This window comes from Arthrobacter sp. FW306-04-A (assembly GCF_044358315.1).
GTDB lineage: Bacteria > Actinomycetota > Actinomycetes > Actinomycetales > Micrococcaceae > Arthrobacter.
Window position 1 is genome coordinate 1056978 of record NZ_CP084559.1, and the last position, 18461, is coordinate 1075438.

Genomic DNA, 18461 nt, shown 5'->3' on the forward strand with positions numbered 1-18461 from the left:
CGCAGGCGACGCATTCGAACGGATACGGCATGTCAGACCTCAAGGTCCAAGAACGACACTCCACACAACTGCCGATCACCGAGGCCGCGTGCCTTCAGCCGGACGATGTACTCGAACACCTGGGCTCCAGCCCGGCAGGGCTGACAGACAAAGAAGCCTCGGAACGACTGGAAGAACTCGGCCCGAACGCCGTCCGGACCCACCGGGCCAACGGATGGGCGGTGTTGGGCCGGCAGTTCGCCAGTCCCATCCTCATCCTCCTGATCATCACGGCCGGGCTGTCGCTCTTCTTGGGCGATGCCACGAATTCGATCGTGATCGGTGTGATCCTCCTGGTCAGCGTGGGCTTGGGCTTCACCAACGAATTCCGCGCCGAACGGGCCTCCGAAGCCTTGCATTCCCGGGTCACCCACCGCGCCGTCGTGCTCCGCGACGGAACCACGCAGGATGTGAACGTCACCGCCTTGGTGCCGGGCGACGTCGTACATCTGAGTCTTGGCGCCATCATCCCCGCCGATATCCGCCTCCTCAGCACCAAGAACCTCCTCTGCGACGAAAGCATCCTGACAGGGGAGTCCCTTCCGGCCGGCAAGGATCCGGCCCCGGTGGCGCATGGATCGGCGCTGGGCGACCTTGCTTCCTGCGTCTTCATGGGAACCGTCATCCAATCCGGCGGCTGCACCGGCGTGGTGGTGGCCACCGGCGGTCGCGCCGAATTCGGCCGGATCGCGCTGGGCCTGGGAGAACGGCAGCCCCAAACCGAATTCCAGCTCGGGCTGAAGCGGTTCTCGTTCCTCCTTTTGCAGGTGGCCATCGGGCTCACCACGCTGATCTTCATCGCGAACCTGCTGCTGCAGCGTCCGCTGATCGAGTCGCTGCTGTTCTCCCTGGCAATCGCCGTCGGCATCACGCCGCAGCTGCTGCCCGCCGTCGTGAGCACCAGCCTCGCCACCGGTACCCGCCAACTGGCCCGACGGAAAGTCCTGGTCAAACGGCTGGTGTGCATCGAGGACCTGGGTGACATGGACATCCTGGTCACGGACAAGACCGGCACCCTCACGGAGGGGAGGATCAGCTTCACCGGCGCGCTGCCCGCCTCCCCGGAAGTGTCCGATGTCGAACTCCTCACCTTGGGTTTGCTGGCCACCGAAACCGACTACGCCGAGGCCAAACTATCGACGGCCGGGCAGAACCCGCTGGACGCTGCACTGTGGGACAGTACCGGGGCGGCAGCCTTCGATCCCGACCGCTTCGAGCGCCTCGACCTGATCGATTTCGACCACCAACGCCGTCGGACCAGCGTCCTCGTGCGGGAAGCAGGCGGCCCGGCGCGCTTGGTCACCAAGGGTGCCCCCGAGGATGTCCTCGCCCTCTGCGGGCCGACCTCGCCCGGTGTGCAGGCCATGCTGGATGAACAGTTCGACGCCGGATCGCGCGTCGTGGCGGTAGCCACCCGCCCAGCCACGGGGCTGAGCAAGATCACGCCTGACGACGAAAAGGACCTCGTCCTGGCCGGCTTCCTCGTTTTCCTCGACCGGCCCAAGGCAAACGCGAAAGCGTCCCTGGAACAGCTGGCCACGCTGGGCATCTCCGTGAAAATCGCCACCGGGGACAACGCCAAAGTTGCCGAAAAAGTATGTTCCGAGCTCGGCGTGATTTCCGGCGGAACCCTCACCGGCGCGGACGTCGACGCCCTGTCTGATGCCGAGTTGGCCGCCACCGCCCGGGAGGCCACCATCTTTGCCCGCGTCTCGCCGGAGCAGAAAGCCCGCATCATCACCTTGCTGCGCCAAAGCGGCGGGGCGGTGGGTTTCATGGGCGACGGCGTCAACGACGCCCTGGCTCTTCACAAAGCGGACATCGGGATCTCCGTGGACAGCGCCACGGACGTCGCCAAGGACGCTGCCGATGTGGTGCTGATGGATAAGGACCTCGGCGTCCTGGCAGAAGGCGTGATGGAGGGTCGGCGGATCTTCGCTAACACCATCAAATACGTGCTGATGGGAACGTCCAGCAACTTCGGCAACATGTTCAGCGCAGCCACGGCGTCGGTGGTGCTGAGCTTCCTGCCCATGCTGCCGGGGCAGATTCTGCTCAACAACCTCCTCTACGACAGCGGCCAGCTCGCCATCCCAGGCGACCGCGTGGACAAGGAACAGCTGCTGGCACCGTCGCATTGGAACATCGCGTTCATCCGGCGCTTCATGTTCCTCTTCGGGCCCATCAGCTCCATTTTCGATTTTGCGACCTTCGCCCTCATGCTGTTCGTCTTCGACGCCGTGCCGGGGGAGTTCCGGGCCGGCTGGTTCATCGAATCCATCGCCACGCAGACCCTCATCATCTTCGCAATCAGGACCCGTCGGGTTCCGTTCCTGCGCAGCCGTCCCTCCGTTGGCCTGTTGAGCGCATCCTTGGGCGTCGTGGCCGCGGGCATCTTCCTGCCGTTGTCACCGATGGCGGGCCTGCTCGGCTTCGATCCCCTGCCGGTGCCGTTCTTCCTGGCGGTACTGGGAATGATCGTTGTCTACATGGTCCTGGTGGAATTCGCCAAACAGTGGTTCTTCGCCCGGGCCGCGCAGCAGCTGCCCGGCGTGGCGACCCCCGTCCGCCGTCGGCCGGACACCCACCACATCTCCCGTCGCGCGTCCCGCTTCAGCGCGCCGGTTGTCGCGGTTGTCCCTGGGCGCCCTGTGCGTCCAGCTCTTCTGGCTCGCAGGCGACGGAAGGTAGCGGCCTAGTTTTTGGGTGTCTGAGAGGTGGCGCTGTGGTGTGGATCCGGTCGGAAATAGGGCTTCAGGCGAAATTGGTTGATATGACGTGGGTCACTATATGCTGGTACCGGTCATGCAGCTGGCTTCTCGATTTAGTACGAGTAGGTCAGTCATGGTAACGATTCAACCCAGTCAACTCCGCCTCAGTGGTCAAAGGGGACCAGCCGCGGGAGCGCGCAGAATGCGCGAGCTCCCTGCCGCACGCCGTCAAGGAGAACTTTCCTGATGGCCGGACACTTCGAAGTGTTCACTGACAACGGAGGCACCTGCAGGGTCCGGCTGGTTGACGAGTTCGGGCGAGAGCTTGCAGTCTCCGCCCCTTTCCGCGACAAGGACGCTGCAGCTCGCGGAATTTATACTTTGCGAGAGATCGCGGCGAGCGGGCTCATCGAAGACCACACTTGCTAGTGGCTCACTGCCCCGGCACAAACCCCGAAACATACTCAGCATCCATGCCAACCAAGTATCGCGCCGTGGCGATCACTTCTTCGACGAACGCGGTTTCGCAGCTTTCGGTGGAAGAGTTGCAACGTATGCGAAGGCCTTCTCGACCCAATCCGCCGTTTGCTCTTCGTCGCCGCTCCAGGCTTCGGGCAGGCCGACGTATCCGCCCATTGAGCGTCCTTCCGGGCCGAACGGAAGCGTCTGGTGTTCGGCCTCGATGGCCGTCTTGTCGGCGTCGGAAAGCCTGACGCCGATCATCGGGCCGAACAGCCCGGCGAACATGTTGCCGTTCACGAAAGCGCCCAGGTTGCCGAACATTGGCTTCACGACCACCTCCGGATTGTCTGGCAGGACCGCGCGGAAACGGTCTTTGTCGGCGTCGGACGGTTTGGGTATCTGCATGTGCCTGCTCCAGGGTTGGGGATCGAAAGCCTAGGACTTACTGCAGCATACGACGCGGGAGTGCGGCCTCGCAGCGTCAAGGCATTGTGCCCGGGGCGCGTTTGACCGCCGGAGCCGTGAGCCGGGCTGGGCCTCCACCCGCTGGGACAGGGACCGGGCGGCGTCCTCGTGTGCTTATTCCTCATGTTCACGAAGCTGTGGGGGAACTTTCGCTAGCTGATACGCGCCCGTCGCCAGCGCCAAATTGTGTTCCCGCGAGCGTCGCCCGCGACATCGTCGCGTGGCATGAACGCCTCAGGATCCGCGTGCGGCTCGCCAAATACACGGATGCTGCCGGGAGTTAGGGCCACGGAACACTCATTGGGCGCTTGGCGACCACTCAATTTGGCCTTCGCCAGCACCTATTTCCGGGTTTTGACCACCTAGTTTCCGGGTTCTGACCACCTAGCCGACAATTTCGACCGTAGCGTTCCTCGCACGAACACACTGCGAGCTTAGGGGAAGCTTTGAAGAAGAAATTGACCGGATGAAACTCGTTCTTCGAATCCATCACGTGCCTATGTATGTGGCCTTCGTGTTCTCCTCCCTGTTGTTCAGCTCGGTGTTTCTCTTCGGGCTCTTGGTTCCCCCGGTCGAAGCAAAAACCGTCGTGTCCACGTACGGGACAGCCGTGTGTGCCAGTTTGTTGCTGACTCAGTTCCTATGGGGCCCGATAGTTCACCGCCTCAGGCGATCGCGGCTGCCGAACGTGACGGTGCCTTTGTGTGTAGGCGGAGCCACTTTCGCTTTGGCTTTCTTCTCCGGCGTAGTGGAGCGCTTCCTCGTCGGTGGGCCGACTGCCTCTATGCTCCTGGGTACCTACTTTGTCTCGGTTGCGGTGGTCGGAGGGACCCTTCTTGCGGTTTGGAAATTCGGTTCATCGCATGACTAGGCGGATTGCGCCCCCGTCCGTGTCGTAGTGAGCCGCATTCATAGAGCTTTGAATACTGGCAGCATTCCGAACGCTCGCCAGAGACGGAGGAAACGTTGAACAGATCAGTCAGCAGGGGATTGCTCTTCGGGGCCGGGTTCGGATGCACCTATGCGCTGGTGATTCTTCTCTTGGGCGGGTCCAGCGGCCCGGGCTTGTCGATACTCAGCGGGCTCGGTGGCGCGGCGGTGGGTGCCGTGTCAGGTTGCATCATTGCCGTATTGACCTTTGGCATCGGTCGGCTGACCGGAATTCGACGCCGCCACGCCGTCCGGGAAGGTGAGTTCGCCGTCCGGTCAGGGGAGTTGTCTGGGGGCCCGGCGAGTGAATCGCCAGGCCCCCGACACTCCTTGCCAATCATGAGTGTCGGCAGGCAGCGCCCTTCTGCTATTTGCGTGGTGTAGCCGTGGGTGACAACGGATGCGAGAAGTATCCAATATTCCAGCGATCATTGCTCCAAGTCAGCCAGATCGGAATCGTAACCGGTGAACCGTCAGCCAGCTTCGCCTGGATGGTGGTGTCATAGTTGGCCGGTCCGCCAGGAGACTTGTAGGAAACCTGGTAGTCGGCGGCGTCGACTCCGCCCCACATCCTGATCCAATCGTCCACCGCCTGATCAAGGTCTTTGAAATTCCCAGCGAACATGGTTTTCAGGCCGGCCGCGTCTTTGGTATGGAGATAGGACATGGTTTGGCGGATTGTCTGGTCACGCAGTTCCGGTTTGGGAGGGTCGCCGGGCGTCCCACTGTATGGACCGCACGCCGACAGGGTGACAAGGACCAGGAGAAGCCAGCAGCGCAGAAGCAATCGTCTCATGTGGTCTCCGATCTAGGTGCGGAGGGCGAAATAGGTGGACGTTGGGTTGGCATTGTAAATTTCCCAGATCGAGCGGTTCCAGTACCCGTCCGTGTGCTGGGACACTTTGATGTCCTGCCCGTTGACGAAGGTGACCAGGGCCGTGTGGTCAATGATCCCGTCGTTATACCAGTCAATTTGCATGACGTCAGCAGGCCCCATATCCGCCAGATACGAAAGTTCGTAGGTCCGGCCAGAACCGGTGGCGAACCAGAAGAAGTTCTGCGCACCGCTCCAAGTGTAGGAGTCCGGGTTGCTGTGGTACCACTTACTTGAATCCGTGCGTTCCCAGAAGAAGCCCGACCCTACTTGTTGCCAGCCGCCGGCCGCCAACGCCTGGGAAACGAAGTTCGTGCAGTCCCCGGTGCTCCCGTCGTAGTTGTTGTATTGCCAGTTATGACCGTTGAACCAGGTCGCCGCGTAGACAATCATGTTGTAGTAGTTGTAGCTCGCCGAAGCCACCATCGGCGCCCGGACCGATGTTGACACGGGCACCGCCATCGACCCTTTTGACCTCGATGAAGTCGTCACCTGCGGCAAGCTCGACGTCGATGCATCTGGCTGGCCCTTCGGCTCGCCGTTGGGCCCGAGGTTCTTCGGGTGCTGAAGTTCCTCGGGAAGAGGGGCCGGGTTACCGTTGGCATCGCGGTAGATCTTGGCGCCGCGCCCGGATCCCTGCTGCGACGGCCCGGACGACGCCGTCGTGTCGGCGGGACCAATGACGGTTGTCGGGGCCAGGGGCCCCGGTTTCGTGGGCCGGGTGCCCGTGATCTTCCAAGCCGCCCCTGTCTTCACCAGATCGAATTTCTGTTCGTAGACGTAGATCTGGTCGGGGCTGGCCATCCCGTTCTGCGGTGCGTACGACAAGTGGGTCGTTTCCGTGACAACTGCCGACGCCTGGGCACCTGTCACGCTGAGATCCTTGACTGCGATCTCGGATTGGCTGCCGGTAAAGGCGACCCCGTAGGTCTCGAGCTCGTCCCGGCGTGTGTGTAGTTTCGAGTATTCCTGCTCGGTTGAAGCCACGGCATCAGCGGCGATGTCCTGGCCGATTTCATCCGTCTGGGCCGGTGGGTTCCCCTTGACCACCTGATGATTCCTGCGGTCGATCACCCGGGCAATGACCCGCTGGATTGCTGCCGATTCCGTGTCCGGCTTGCCGGCCGGGCTCGCTCCCGCGGCTGGAGGAGCGGGCTGTCCAGGGCCCATATTGTCTTCAGCGAAAACAGTGTGCGGCTGAATCCCCACCAGGGTAATTCCGAGTGCAATAGCTGCTGCACTGATTTTTTGACGCATCAACATCAAGACCCCCTATGAGCGGTTTGTCTTCAGACGAGGGCGTGATACTCGGAAGGCGCTCTCGTGTCTTGTCATTTCCTTGCTGCCACACTGCGACTGGCTCGCAGCAACACGCCCCAGCGAGACCTGCAGTTTCCGTGGGCAAAGGCTATGACCCGATTCGGCGACTAGGTGGTGAAAACCGTCAAAATGAGTGCCAAAAAGCCGAAAATGAGTGCCAAAAGACCGAAAATGAGTGCCAAAAGACCGAAAATGAGTGTGAAAAAGGACGAGACTAGGTGTCCGCAAGCGCCAATTGAGTGCGGACTCCCTGTTCAATCTCGAAGTGCTGGCAGCGGAAATGGGAAGCCAAAGACCTTCGGCGCTGCAATCTCACCGCCCGGCCACGCACTCCGCAACATATTCAGCATCCACGCCCACCCCGCCGACGATCGACGAGTAGTGGCCCGTCAACCACGGCAGCCCGACCACATACAGGCCCGGTTGCTCGGTGACTCCACGAACATGGCGCGGGTAGCTCCAGGCGTCCAAAACGGGAATGTCCACGAAGCTTAGGTCAAGCTGGTAGCCGGTGGCCCAGAGCACCGACGTGATGTTCTCGGCGGCCAGGTTCAGGCGCGCTGGTTCAGGAGCAGGCAGCCAGTCATCCGCCGGCGCCGGCCGGGGTTCAGGCGCGTCGATTCCCGCGGCGGCGATGTAGGCGTCGAGCGCCCGCCCCATGCGCTGGCCGAACCCGGCCTCGACTGTCGCCAAACGTTCGGGGAGGTCGTCCGTGAAGGTGAGTTCGCCGTCGTCGGCTGCTTCCAGGTGCCCGTGCAGCCGGATGCCCTGGCGGCCGAGCGCGCGGAGGTGGACGTCGTGGCCGCCGTCGGTGCCGGAAAGCAGGGGGTTGCAGGCGAACCGTGCCGCGGGGGAGGGGAGCTGGCCAACTCTCAGGGCGTTGACCCCGTATTCGGGCCCGTGGATGCCCGCCAACAGGACCCAATACATCACGTCCTGCCCGCGATATCGGCGCGGCGCCTCCGGACACGTCGACACCGCCAGATGAACCTGCCGGCCGACCGCGTGCAAATCTTCCGCGATCTGGCCGCCCGACTGCCCGGTCCCGACAATCAGCACGGCGCCATCGGGCAGCTGCTCCGGATTGCGATATTCGTGGGTGTGAAGCTGCAGGACGCTCCTTGGAAGCCCGGCCGCAAAGGGAGGGATTTTCGGTATTTGGTAAGCGCCAGTCGCCAGCACCACGTTGCGCGACCGCCAGGTTCCGTCGGTCGTCTCGACGCTGAAGCCGCCGTCCGAGGTCGAGATCCGTGTGACATCCGTGCCAGTCCGGACCGGGGCATCGATCCGCCGGGCATAGTCCCGGAAATAGTCCACCGCGTCGTCGCGCGCCATAAAAGCTTCCGGGTCCGGGCCCGGGTACGGCATGCCCGGCAAGTCCAGCGTGAAGTTCGGCGTGTTCAGGACGAACGCATCCCAGCGATCCTGCCAAGCGCCACCCAGCGTGGCTCGCCGTTCAAGGACTTGATGCTCGACGCCGGCCCGGCTGAGGAAGTAGCTCGTGGCCAGTCCCGCTTGGCCACCGCCGACTATAAGGGTGTCGATATCCAGAGGGTGGCTTTGTTGGGCGGGTGCGTGCAGGTCAGCCGCCATGATCGATCACTCCTCCCCGTTGCCGGAGATTGTCCCGAAGCCTTTTGTTGGCAGAACTCTACGCTCAGGGATTCGGGTGCGGGAGGGGACTACGCGGCGTCGGGCGCTTGGTCAGAGGGCCCGGGCGACGCGAATCGCGAGCTGGACCAGGCGGTCGTGTGCCGGGGAGGCTGCCCAGCCGCGGTCCTTCCAGGTAGCACCGCTCAGATCGTCCACGCATGGAGGCTAACACTCCCGCGCCAGGGCGGCCCGGGTATCCGAGGCCCGTAATGAAGGCTCGTCGCGTGAGGACTCATCTCCGACGCGTCATCACCATGGCGTTGAATGGCCTGCACGTCACCCGCTAGCGTGACCGGACGTCGTAGGCGAAGGCATTGACGCCGCACGGGCCCACGCCCACGCTTGGAGCATGGCCACCAAACTATCCGGAGTGATCCTCGGGACCTTCCCGCAACTGCGCTATGAACCCACCGCCAAGCGGATCCGCGCGAGCCTGGGCGGGAACACCGTCGTCGACACCCTGCACGCCTGGCTGGTCTGGGAGCCGAGGCGCATCACGCCGATTTTTGCGGTGCCGGAGGCAGAACTGCTGGCAGTGCTCACTCCGCCCGGTGGCCCCGCAGCCGACGTCCCGGAGCTTGGCGTCAGACTGTCCGCGGACTCACCTACGTCGCTGGATCCGCGCACGGGGTTCGGCCGGCACACCGCCCCCGGCGAGCAGCTCGACGTTGTGACGGGGTGGACGGCGGCGCCGGGGGCCGCGTTCCGCCCGGACGACCCTGACCTGGCCGGGTACGTCGTCCTGGATTTCGCCGCCTTTCAGTGGCGGGAAGACGACGAGGAAATCATCGGCCATCCCCGCGACCCGTTCCACCGTGTGGACATCCGGGCGTCATCCCTGGCCGTGGAGGTCTCCCTCGATGGGGTAACGCTCGCCAGCACGAACGGCGCGCAACTCCTATACGAGACGTTGCTTCCCGTCCGCTACTACATCCCGCCCGCGGACGTGCGGCTGGACCTCATGGAGGAGAGTCCGAAGAGGACCGTGTGCCCGTACAAGGGGGAAGCCCGCTATTGGACGTACCCCGGCACTGAGAGCGGCGGGAACATCGCTTGGAGCTACGACAGGCGTTTCCTCGACGCTGCGCAGATCCACGGACTGGTGAGCTTCTTCAATGAAAGGGTGGACCTGACGGTCGACGGCATCCTGCAGGCCCGGCCGGTGACGCCCTGGTCCCGGCCGCAGGACCGTCGGGAGTGAAGGGCAGCAGAAAGGCGCCCCGCTGAGCCGGGACGCCTCTATATTGGCCGGCGATCGGCCCCGGAGCAGACCCGGATCAGAGCTGGTAGTCAACCGGAGACGTGATGCCCCGCACGATGACCGCACGCGGCTAGGATCTGCTCGTTGTTCAGGGTGCTTTGGAAAGCAGAGTTCGCCTCTGAGGAGACTGTTCCGTCTGCCCTGTGGGGCTGCTTGCAAGTGGCTGGGCCGTTGACAAGGCAGAAAGGGGGCTGTTTAGCTTGCCCTAAGCTATCCGCGTGGAAGGAATGGTGCTGCATGATTTCTGTTTTGCAGCCCGGGCGTGACATGGGTCCGCTCTCCGAGTCCGATGCCGAGGTGTATGTAGCCTCGGTTTGCTTTAAGACCGGGCCGCCGGGTGCTGCCGGGGTGGAGGTCGAGCGCTTGGTCCACGATGTCGCGAACCCCCGGCTCCAGGTGCCGGTTGCACGGGTCAGGGGCGCCATGATGGCATCGGAGGAACCGTTGCCTGGCGGAGGGGTGATTACCTTTGAGCCGGGCGGTCAGCTGGAAATCAGCTCCGCCTGCGCGGCTGATCTTCCAGCACTCATCGCGGCGACCCGGGCAGACCTTGCCGCCGTCGAGGGTCTGCTGACAGGAGCAGGCCTTTGCTTCGGCGCGGTGGCGCTGGACCCCATTCGGCCCCCTGTGCGGTCACTGGATCATCCACGGTACGCCGCAATGGAGCAGCATTTCGACCGCCTTGGCCCTGCCGGGCGAACGATGATGTGTTCCACGGCTTCCCTGCAGGTTTCCCTGGACGCCGGATTCGACGGCCCCGGCTCCACCGGCGCAGCGCAAAGATGGGCTCGCCTGCATAATCTCCTGCCGGTCCTGGTTGCCATGTTTGCAAATTCCCCGTTCCTTCACGGCGTTCCCAGCGGCTGGCACAGCAACCGTCAGCGTATCTGGTTGGCCACGGACCCGACCCGCACCGCCGCGGTCCCTCGCGCCGCGGACCCCCGCCTGGCCTGGGCACGCTACGCGCTGGACGCGCTGGTGCTCTGCATTCCCTCGGGAACGGCTTCCTGGAAAGCCCCGCGCGGGCTGACGATGCGGAACTGGCTTCGGGGGGAAGGCCCCCGGCCCGCGACGCTGGATGACCTGAGGTACCACCTGACGACCCTGTTCCCGCCTGTCCGGCCACGGGGGTTCTTGGAGATCCGGGTGATCGACGCACAGGCAGGCAGTGATTGGGAGACGGTCACTGCCATGGTGACCGCGCTCATGGACGATGAACGCGCAGCCGACCTTGCCGAAGAGGCCTGCGCCCCGCTTGCTTCCCTGTCAGATCCGATCAGGACCGCCGCCCGTGACGCGCTGGCGGATCCCATGCTCGCCTCGGCAGCCCTCGGCTGCGCCGAGGCCGCTCTGATGGCATTGCCCCGTTTGGAAGCCGACACCGCCACGAGAAACCGGGCGGAAGATTTCGTTGACCGCTATACGGCGCGGGGCCTGTGCCCTGCGGACGAGCGACTGGACCGGTGGCAAAGAACCCGCAGCTATTTTGGTGCAGGAGAGTGTGAGAAAGGTTCCGAAAATGCCAGATAACTTTCCAGGATCCGATATGGGTCAGGAAACTCTCAGGGCTTTCATCGCCGACGGGCTGGAAAGGGCCCGGAACCGGACCCATGCGCTGACGGCGTGCGACGAGGAAGACCTGCTGAAGCAGCATTCACCGCTAATGTCACCACTGGTCTGGGACCTGGCGCATGTCGGCAGCCAGGAGGAAATCTGGCTGGTGCGCGACGTCGGCAAAATGGAGCCGCTGCGGTGCGACATCGACCAGATGTACGACGCGTTCGAGCACCCGCGCAGCTCCCGGCCCTCGTTGCCGCTGCTCTCGCCGGAGGAGTCCCGGAAGTACCTCGCCCAGGTGCGTGCCAAAGCACTGGACATCCTGGACCGGACCCCTTTGGAAGGGTCGCCGCTGCTGGATCGGGGCTTCGCATTCGGCATGATCATCCAGCACGAGCAGCAGCACGACGAGACGATGCTGGCCACGCACCAGCTCCGCGTCGGCGCGCCGGTCCTGCAGGCCCGGACCTTGCCGTCCGGCGTCCTGGCCCCGGACCGGCACTCGCTGGCGAAAGAGGTGCTGGTCCCTGCCGGGCCGTTCATGATGGGGACCTCGGTGGAACCGTGGGCATTGGACAACGAACGCCCAGCCCATGAAGTCCACGTGCCGGACTACTGGATCGACACCGTTCCGGTGACCAACGGTGCTTTCCGGTCCTTCATCGATGACGGCGGCTACCGGAACCCTCGCTGGTGGACGGCCCAGGGATGGAACCACGTCAGGGAAGCCGGGTTGGTGGCCCCCAAATACTGGGAACTCGACGGTGACCGGTGGATCAGGACCAGATTCGGCGTCGTTGAACCGGTGCCGGAGGACGAACCGGTGCAGCACGTATGCTGGTTTGAAGCGGCCGCCTACGCCCGCTGGGCCGGCCGCCGGCTTCCGACCGAGGCAGAGTGGGAAAAGGCTGCCCGTCATGATCCCCGGTCGGGGCGTTCGCGCCGCTACCCCTGGGGAGACGAAGATCCTTCACCCCATCACGCGAACCTTGGCGGCACGGCTCTCCGGCCCTCGCCGGCCGGCTCCTACCCGGGCGGAGAATCACCGCTGGGCGTTCGCCAGCTCATCGGTGATGTTTGGGAATGGGTCTCCAGTGACTTCCGCGGGTACCCCGGATTCAACGCCTTCCCCTATCAGGAGTACAGCGAAGTGTTTTTCGGCTCTGACTACAAGGTGCTGCGCGGGGGGTCCTGGGCTGTGGACCCGGCCGCGTGCCGGGGGACATTCCGGAACTGGGACTACCCGATCCGCCGGCAGATCTTTGCCGGGTTCCGCACTGCCCGCGACGCTGCACCGGCCGAGGTGCGTTAGCGCATGTGTCGCCACCTGGCCTACATCGGGTCTCCGGTGCCGCTGGCGGAGCTGCTGCTCACCCCGGGTCATGGGCTGTTGACGCAGTCCTGGGCGCCCAGGCATCAGCGGCACGGGACCGTGAACGCCGATGGTTTCGGCGTCGGATGGTACGCCCCGGGCGATCCTTTGCCTGCCCGCTACCGGCGCGCCATCCCGATCTGGGCGGACCGGTCCTTCGCCGATGTCGCCAGGGTTACCTCCAGCCGGGCCGTTCTCGCAGCCGTCCGGTCCGCGACACCGGGGATGACGCAGGAGGAGTCAGCTGCTGCCCCGTATGCGTACGGACCATGGCTCTTCAGTCACAACGGAAGCGTCGAGGGCTGGCCGGATGCCTTGGAGGGTCTGGCCGCGTCGCTTCCGACCGCCCGTCTGCTGGCGCTTGAAGCCCAGGTCGATTCCGCCCTGCTCTGGGCACTCGTCCTGGAACAGCTCGATGACGGGGACACCGCCGGGGAGGCACTGACGCACGTAGTCAGAAATGTCGCCGCCGCCACCGGGGCTCGGTTGAATTTTCTGCTCACCGACGGCACGCACATCGCGGCCACGGCCGCCGGGGATAGCCTTTTTTGGCGGACCGGCCCCGGGAGCGTAGTGGTGGCCAGCGAGCCCTCCGATGACGGACCCGGCTGGCACGAGGTGCCGGAGAATTGCATTCTGACCGCCACCGCCGGCAACGTCGACGTTCGTCCGATTCCGAACCTCACTAAGGAACAGGTGGCCCCATGAGCCTCTCCACCGACCGCTCCGACATCATCCACCACCTGCCCCCGGACCACATAGGGCGCAGCCTGCGCGCCGATGTGCGCGCCGGACTCAGCGCCTCCCCGAAAACGCTGCCGCCCAAGTGGTTCTATGACAAGCTCGGCAGCGAACTGTTTGAGCGCATCACCGAGCTCCCGGAGTACTACCCGACACGGGCCGAACGCGAAGTGCTGGAGCTCTACTCAGCAGAGATGGCGGCCGCGAGCCCGGCCGAGACGCTGATCGAGCTCGGGTCCGGGTCTTCCCGGAAGACCCCGCTGCTGCTCAACGCGCTCAGGGAGGAGGGATCCCTTCGCCGTTACGTTGCCGTGGATGTCAGCGACAGCGCGCTGCTGGATGCCCGGAACGAATTGGCTCCTGCCTTTCCCGATCTTGAACTGCAGGCCGTGGCAGCGGATTTCGAGACCCAGCTGCACCTGCTGCCCCGGGGGGGACGCCGCATGGTCGCGTTCCTGGGCGGCACCATCGGGAATTTCGAGCCGGAGGCCAGGGCCCGCTTCCTCTCCGACGTCCGCGAGTTGCTCGGCGACGACGGCGGTTCGCTGCTGCTCGGCACGGATCTGGTGAAGTCACCCCATGTCCTGGTTCCGGCGTATGCCGACGCCGAAGGAGTCACCGCCGACTTCAACCGGAACGTGCTGCGTGTCCTCAACACCGAACTGGGCGCCGATTTCGACGTGATGGCATTTGATCACGTGGCGGTGTGGATGCCCCAGGAGGAGTGGATCGAGATGCGGCTGCGCGCCAGCAGGCCAATGCTGGTCCGTCTGCCGGGAGTGGACATGGACGTCTACTTCCACGAGGGCGAAGAACTGCGAACGGAGATTTCGGCCAAGTTCCGCCTTCGGGGCGTGGTCGAAGAGATGGAGGAAGCGGGGTTCACCGCCGTCGGGCAGTGGACCGACCGACAGAACCGTTATGCGATGACCCTGGCCGAAGCCATCTAGGCAGGCCGGTGGGCGGACACGTCATGTACTCCAGGAGGTTCACCGAAGGAAGCCGACCAGTCGCTGGACCTCAGTCTCGGTGTTGTAGTAATGCACCGAGGCCCGTACCACCAGGTCCTCCCCTTGTCGCGTCCCTGTGGGGATGGAGTCGGCCTGGGCGGACGGCAACGGTGCCACGGAGACATTGATCCGGTGCTCCGCGAGCCTGGACCTGATGTTCCGGGCGTCGGTTCCCTTCACCGAGAAGGTGACGATGCCGCACCGGGTGATTCCGCGGTCGTGGACAGTGACCCCGGGAACCGCCGCCAGTTCGCCCCGCAGCTGATCCGCAAGCCCGACGACGCGCTCCTGCACGGCGTCCAGGCCCAGAGCCAGGGCATAATCGACTGCCCGTCCCAGGCCGAGCCGTCCGGCGGCACTGGTCTCCCAGCTTTCGAAACGCCGGGCATCGCCGCGGACTTCAAAGCCCCCGGCACCGGTCGGAACGGTGGAATGGCCGTCCAGCATGGCAGGCTCCAGCCGTTCCAGGACCGCGGCGCGGATATAGAGGAATGCGGTGCCGCGCGGTCCGCGCAGGAACTTCCGCCCCGTACCCGCCAGAACGTCGCAGCCCAAGGACTGCACGTCCAACGGCATCTGCCCCACCGATTGACACGCGTCGAGCACAAACATCACCCCGGCAGCCCGGCAGCGTCTGCCCACCTCAGCAGCCGGATTTACCAGACCGTTGGCCATCGGCACATGAGTCAGGGCCACCATGGCCACATGTCCGCGCTCCAGCTCCCGCTGCAGCTGTTCCAGGTCCACCTGCCCGTAGCGATCATCGTCGAGCACCACAATCTGCAGATCATTCCGACGCGCAAGCTGCCGCAGCGCAATGACATTGCCGGCATACTCGGAGCGTCCGATCAGCACCCTCGACCCGGGAACGAACGGGAATCCGTAGACCGCTGCCGCCCAGGCGCGGCTGCCGCTCTCGGCCAGTGCTATCTCGTCCGGGCCCGCCCCGATCAGCCGCGCCAGCGAGGAGTACACACCCTCCAGCCGTTCAGCAGCCTCCTCCGCCGCCTCATAGCCGCCGATCTGCTCCTCGCGGCGTAAATGACCCACCACAGTGTCCATCACGGGACCGGGGGCCAGTGAACTTCTCGCATTGTTCAAATGGGTCACGCACAGGACGCCACGGGTCTGCCTTCGCACCGCTTCGACATCAATAGACATAAACCACATTCTGCCCGCAATTGCATTGCGGGCCCGTTGCTGCCGTTCGCGGCAGCGAAGGAAGTCCTATCGTTTATGGCGATGTTCTGACGGGGAAGGTGGTTGTCGATATTTCAAATCCCGCCGATTATGCAACTCTTGATTCGCTTGTGGTCGCGCCGGGTTCCTCTGCCGCAGAGGAAATCGCCCCTCACCCGTGCCGACGTCGGCAAGGCCTTCAACACGACGTTCTCCGGAACGCTGGTCGTCGGCGAGGCCTCCGGCCAGCCGCTGGACGTATTCATCGCAGGCGATTCGGCTGAGGGCACTTCCGCCGTCTCAGAGTTCGTGGCCGCAGCCGGGATGCGCCCCCATCGCCGTCGGCGGGCTCGCCGACGACGTCGTGCACACGGCGCCGGCGACGACACCCTTGACAGGCTCGTCAAAGTTCTGGACAAGTTCGCCGCCACGGACCAAATGACGATGTGATTCTGGAACGTTAGAGCCACCAGAAACGTGTATGGTTCACCCGTGAAGCGCTTTTTTGAGCACCCCATGACCCTGTGGCCGTCTATGCGGAACCGCCTACACATCTACGCGCTGCCAGCCCCTGACCTCCGATCGGCATTGGAGGAACGTCAGCGCGTTCTGGAGGCGTTCGACTATTGCTCCATCCAGCCAGCCGATTACCTGCATGCAACAGTCCAGCAGTTCGCGGTTACCTCCGACGAGGTCAGCCCCGAAGACGTAGACGCCTTCATCGCAAGGCTTAATAGCCTCGCGGCCGAAACCAAGCCGTTCAGCATCGAGCTGGGCGAACCGGAAGCGGACGATTACTCGCTCGGGGTCAGAGGGACCAATACTTCGCCCTGGGCAAAGCTAACTGCAGCGGTCCGCGACGCGGCTGCCGACACCATCAACAAGAGCCAGCCGCTGCCCAACGCTCCCTTCAGTCCACATCTCACCCTGGGCTACGGCGTGGCCGAAGGCAGTACCCAACTCATTCAACAAGCGTCCGATCAGCTGAGAGCACCTGCCCTGCCACCTCTGACCATCAACGAGGTGCACTTCATAGCTGTCCACCAGGACGCCAACCGCGGCACCTTCACTTGGGACACCACATCTCGCTTGCCTTTCAGCGACCAATCCCCGGCGAAGTAATCGATGCGACGCTCCTGCGTTGTGCCGCCAAACCGGATGATAACTATCGCTTATTGTTTGCCATTTCCAAGAACCTGTTCCTGACATAGGGTGAAGCGCACCACACGGTACCCGCGTGGGCTTCGGCCGGAATCACGACCTTGGATTGATGTGCAGAGCGGCCGGGGCGCAGAACGAGCATTTCCATCCGCAGACAAACAAGGGAGACCCTCATGTTGCTCTGGATAGCCATCATTATCGCTGTTCTCTGGCTTCTCGGCTTTATCGGCAACATCGGCGGCGGGCTCATTCACCTGCTTCTGGTTGTTGCCGTGATCGTTCTAATCTTCCACTTCGTCCGTGGCAGATCCCGAACGTAGTCAGGCGTCGGGACAGGAGGCCGGCGGCCCCTGGCCGCCGGCCCTGGTCGACCCCACACTGCCCTCCACGCGGCAGTGGGGGCGCGGGAGGCGCGACCTACCCTGGCGATCAGGGCCGGTATCCGCACCGTTGGGGTATAGTCGCCCCATGCTCTCTACGCGTCGATTTATTTGCCCCCGACCGGGTTCCGGTCGCGAGGGCTGTCAGGCGCGCGCCTAGGTCCTGGCGCCGGATTTGAGTCGGGGGAGGAACCCGCCACTCAGATCCGATCATTAGGACCAACAATGCCCGCTTATCTCAGTCCCTCCGAACTCAACAATGCTTTGACCATCCGGGATCTCTCGAATCCCGACGGTCAGCCCCACGCAATGCAGGCACTCTTACAGGGCGTCATCGATGCGCTCAGCAGCAAATGGGGCGTGCCGGAACGGATCGTTCGCCACAGCCCGCTGGTGAGCGTAGCCGACAACTACGACCGCCTGGGTTTCACCGAATCAGACGTGACGCGAGATCAAAGATACTCCCGCTACGTCAGCCCTACCGTGATGCTCCGCAGCCACACCTCCGCCTCCATCCCGTCGCTGCTGCGGGCACTGGAGGCCGAGGAACCAATGGACGAGCTCTGGGCCATCCCCGGTCTTGTCTACCGGCGCGATTCCATCGACCGCACCCATGTGGGAACTCCCCACCAGGTTGACCTGTGGCGGGTCAGCTCGCGGGATAAACTCGGCTCCGGCGAGCTGCAGGAAATGATCGCCTCCCTCGTACAAGCAGTACTTCCGGGCGCGCAATGGCGTGCAGTCCCAGCGGTTCACCCCTACACCAGCGAGGGCTTGCAGGTGGATGTCCTCATGGAGGGGGAATGGCTCGAACTCGCAGAATGTGGACTCATGGCCACGCATCTGTTCTCCGACGCGGGCCTGGATCCAGCAAGGTGGTCGGGACTGGCCCTGGGGATGGGTTTGGACCGGGCCCTGATGCTCCGCAAAGGCATCCCCGACATCAGGTTGCTCAGATCTACGGACGAGAGAATCGAACAGCAGATGCTGGACCTATCCCGGTGGAAACCGGTCTCCCAGATGCCCTCCATCCGCAGGGACATTTCCATCGTCGTTCCCGCGGACATGGACGCCGAAGTGCTCGGAGACCGAGTGCGAACAGCCCTGGACGAGCAAGCCGAGGACCTGGAAAGCGTCGAGCTCCTGGCCCTGACTTCATGTGGAGAGCTTCCCGCGGCAGCGCGGGAGCGGCTCCGCATCCACGATGGCCAGGCCAACGCCCTGATCCGTCTGGTGCTGCGTCCCCTCGCCCGGACCATGACAGATCCCCAGGCCAACCAGATCCGAAATGATGTTTACCTGGCTTTGCACGAAGGGCCAGTCAAGGAGCTCATCGCGGGATAGAG

16 protein-coding genes are annotated in these 18461 nt (G+C 64.0%); 11 read left to right on the forward strand and 5 right to left on the reverse strand.

The genetic code is table 11. The features are described 5' to 3' along the window. Window positions 1-29 precede the first annotated feature (29 nt). Both mgtA and LFT43_RS04895 read left to right on the forward strand, forming a co-directional pair. Window positions 30-2738 (forward strand): magnesium-translocating P-type ATPase, encoded by a 2709-nt coding sequence (gene mgtA / locus LFT43_RS04890; RefSeq protein ID WP_395801421.1) that lies wholly within the window; start codon window positions 30-32, stop codon window positions 2736-2738. A gap of 258 nt (window positions 2739-2996) precedes the next feature. Beyond that, the gene (locus tag LFT43_RS04895; RefSeq protein WP_395801422.1) at window positions 2997-3179 is read left to right on the forward strand and encodes a YegP family protein; all 183 of its coding nucleotides are present in this window, start codon (window positions 2997-2999) and stop codon (window positions 3177-3179) included. Between the two features lie 72 nt (window positions 3180-3251). Here LFT43_RS04895 and LFT43_RS04900 read toward each other — a convergent pair whose 3' ends face one another. From LFT43_RS04900 to LFT43_RS04915, 4 genes are all read right to left on the reverse strand, one after another. Beyond that, a complete protein-coding gene (locus tag LFT43_RS04900; RefSeq protein ID WP_395801423.1) occupies window positions 3252-3617 on the reverse strand; it encodes a TfoX/Sxy family protein in 366 nt (121 codons plus the stop codon). A 1357-nt stretch (window positions 3618-4974) separates the two neighbouring features. Next, window positions 4975-5403 (reverse strand): hypothetical protein, encoded by a 429-nt coding sequence (locus tag LFT43_RS04905; RefSeq protein WP_395801424.1) that lies wholly within the window; start codon window positions 5401-5403, stop codon window positions 4975-4977. A gap of 12 nt (window positions 5404-5415) precedes the next feature. Next, a complete protein-coding gene (locus tag LFT43_RS04910) occupies window positions 5416-6744 on the reverse strand; it encodes an amidase domain-containing protein (RefSeq protein ID WP_395801425.1) in 1329 nt (442 codons plus the stop codon). A gap of 369 nt (window positions 6745-7113) precedes the next feature. Beyond that, a complete protein-coding gene (locus LFT43_RS04915) occupies window positions 7114-8394 on the reverse strand; it encodes a flavin-containing monooxygenase (protein WP_395801426.1) in 1281 nt (426 codons plus the stop codon). Window positions 8395-8803: 409 nt separating this feature from the next. Here LFT43_RS04915 and LFT43_RS04920 point away from each other — a divergent pair, with 409 nt between their 5' ends. The 5 genes from LFT43_RS04920 to egtD all read left to right on the forward strand — a co-directional run bounded on the left by LFT43_RS04920 (window position 8804) and on the right by egtD (window position 14335). Beyond that, complete coding sequence (locus tag LFT43_RS04920) at window positions 8804-9655, forward strand: DUF427 domain-containing protein (protein WP_395801427.1); 852 nt, start codon at window positions 8804-8806, stop codon at window positions 9653-9655. Between the two features lie 297 nt (window positions 9656-9952). After that, window positions 9953-11245: an ergothioneine biosynthesis glutamate--cysteine ligase EgtA gene (egtA, locus tag LFT43_RS04925; RefSeq protein WP_395801428.1), complete on the forward strand. Its 1293-nt coding sequence runs from the start codon at window positions 9953-9955 to the stop codon at window positions 11243-11245. Between the two features lie 16 nt (window positions 11246-11261). After that, window positions 11262-12584, forward strand: a complete 1323-nt coding sequence (egtB, locus tag LFT43_RS04930) for an ergothioneine biosynthesis protein EgtB (RefSeq protein ID WP_395801429.1) — start codon at window positions 11262-11264, stop codon at window positions 12582-12584. Window positions 12585-12587: 3 nt separating this feature from the next. After that, complete coding sequence (egtC, locus tag LFT43_RS04935; RefSeq protein ID WP_395801430.1) at window positions 12588-13352, forward strand: ergothioneine biosynthesis protein EgtC; 765 nt, start codon at window positions 12588-12590, stop codon at window positions 13350-13352. Beyond that, complete coding sequence (gene egtD, locus LFT43_RS04940; protein ID WP_395801431.1) at window positions 13349-14335, forward strand: L-histidine N(alpha)-methyltransferase; 987 nt, start codon at window positions 13349-13351, stop codon at window positions 14333-14335. Before egtC ends, egtD begins: the two co-directional genes overlap by 4 nt. A gap of 39 nt (window positions 14336-14374) precedes the next feature. Here egtD and LFT43_RS04945 read toward each other — a convergent pair whose 3' ends face one another. Further along, a complete protein-coding gene (locus tag LFT43_RS04945) occupies window positions 14375-15556 on the reverse strand; it encodes an aminotransferase class V-fold PLP-dependent enzyme (protein WP_395801432.1) in 1182 nt (393 codons plus the stop codon). A 129-nt stretch (window positions 15557-15685) separates the two neighbouring features. Here LFT43_RS04945 and LFT43_RS04950 point away from each other — a divergent pair, with 129 nt between their 5' ends. The 4 genes from LFT43_RS04950 to LFT43_RS04965 all read left to right on the forward strand — a co-directional run bounded on the left by LFT43_RS04950 (window position 15686) and on the right by LFT43_RS04965 (window position 18459). Beyond that, window positions 15686-16024, forward strand: a complete 339-nt coding sequence (locus LFT43_RS04950; RefSeq protein ID WP_395801433.1) for a hypothetical protein — start codon at window positions 15686-15688, stop codon at window positions 16022-16024. Between the two features lie 42 nt (window positions 16025-16066). Then, window positions 16067-16696, forward strand: coding sequence for a 2'-5' RNA ligase family protein (locus tag LFT43_RS04955; RefSeq protein WP_395801434.1), 630 nt, complete (start codon window positions 16067-16069; stop codon window positions 16694-16696). Between the two features lie 212 nt (window positions 16697-16908). Next, entirely contained in the window at window positions 16909-17055 is a 147-nt protein-coding gene (locus LFT43_RS04960) for a lmo0937 family membrane protein (RefSeq protein WP_395801435.1), read from the forward strand. Between the two features lie 285 nt (window positions 17056-17340). Then, window positions 17341-18459 carry a hypothetical protein gene (locus LFT43_RS04965; RefSeq protein WP_395801436.1) on the forward strand — a complete coding sequence of 373 codons (1119 nt, stop codon included), beginning with the start codon at window positions 17341-17343 and terminating at the stop codon, window positions 18457-18459. The last annotated feature ends 2 nt before the right edge of the window (window positions 18460-18461 follow it).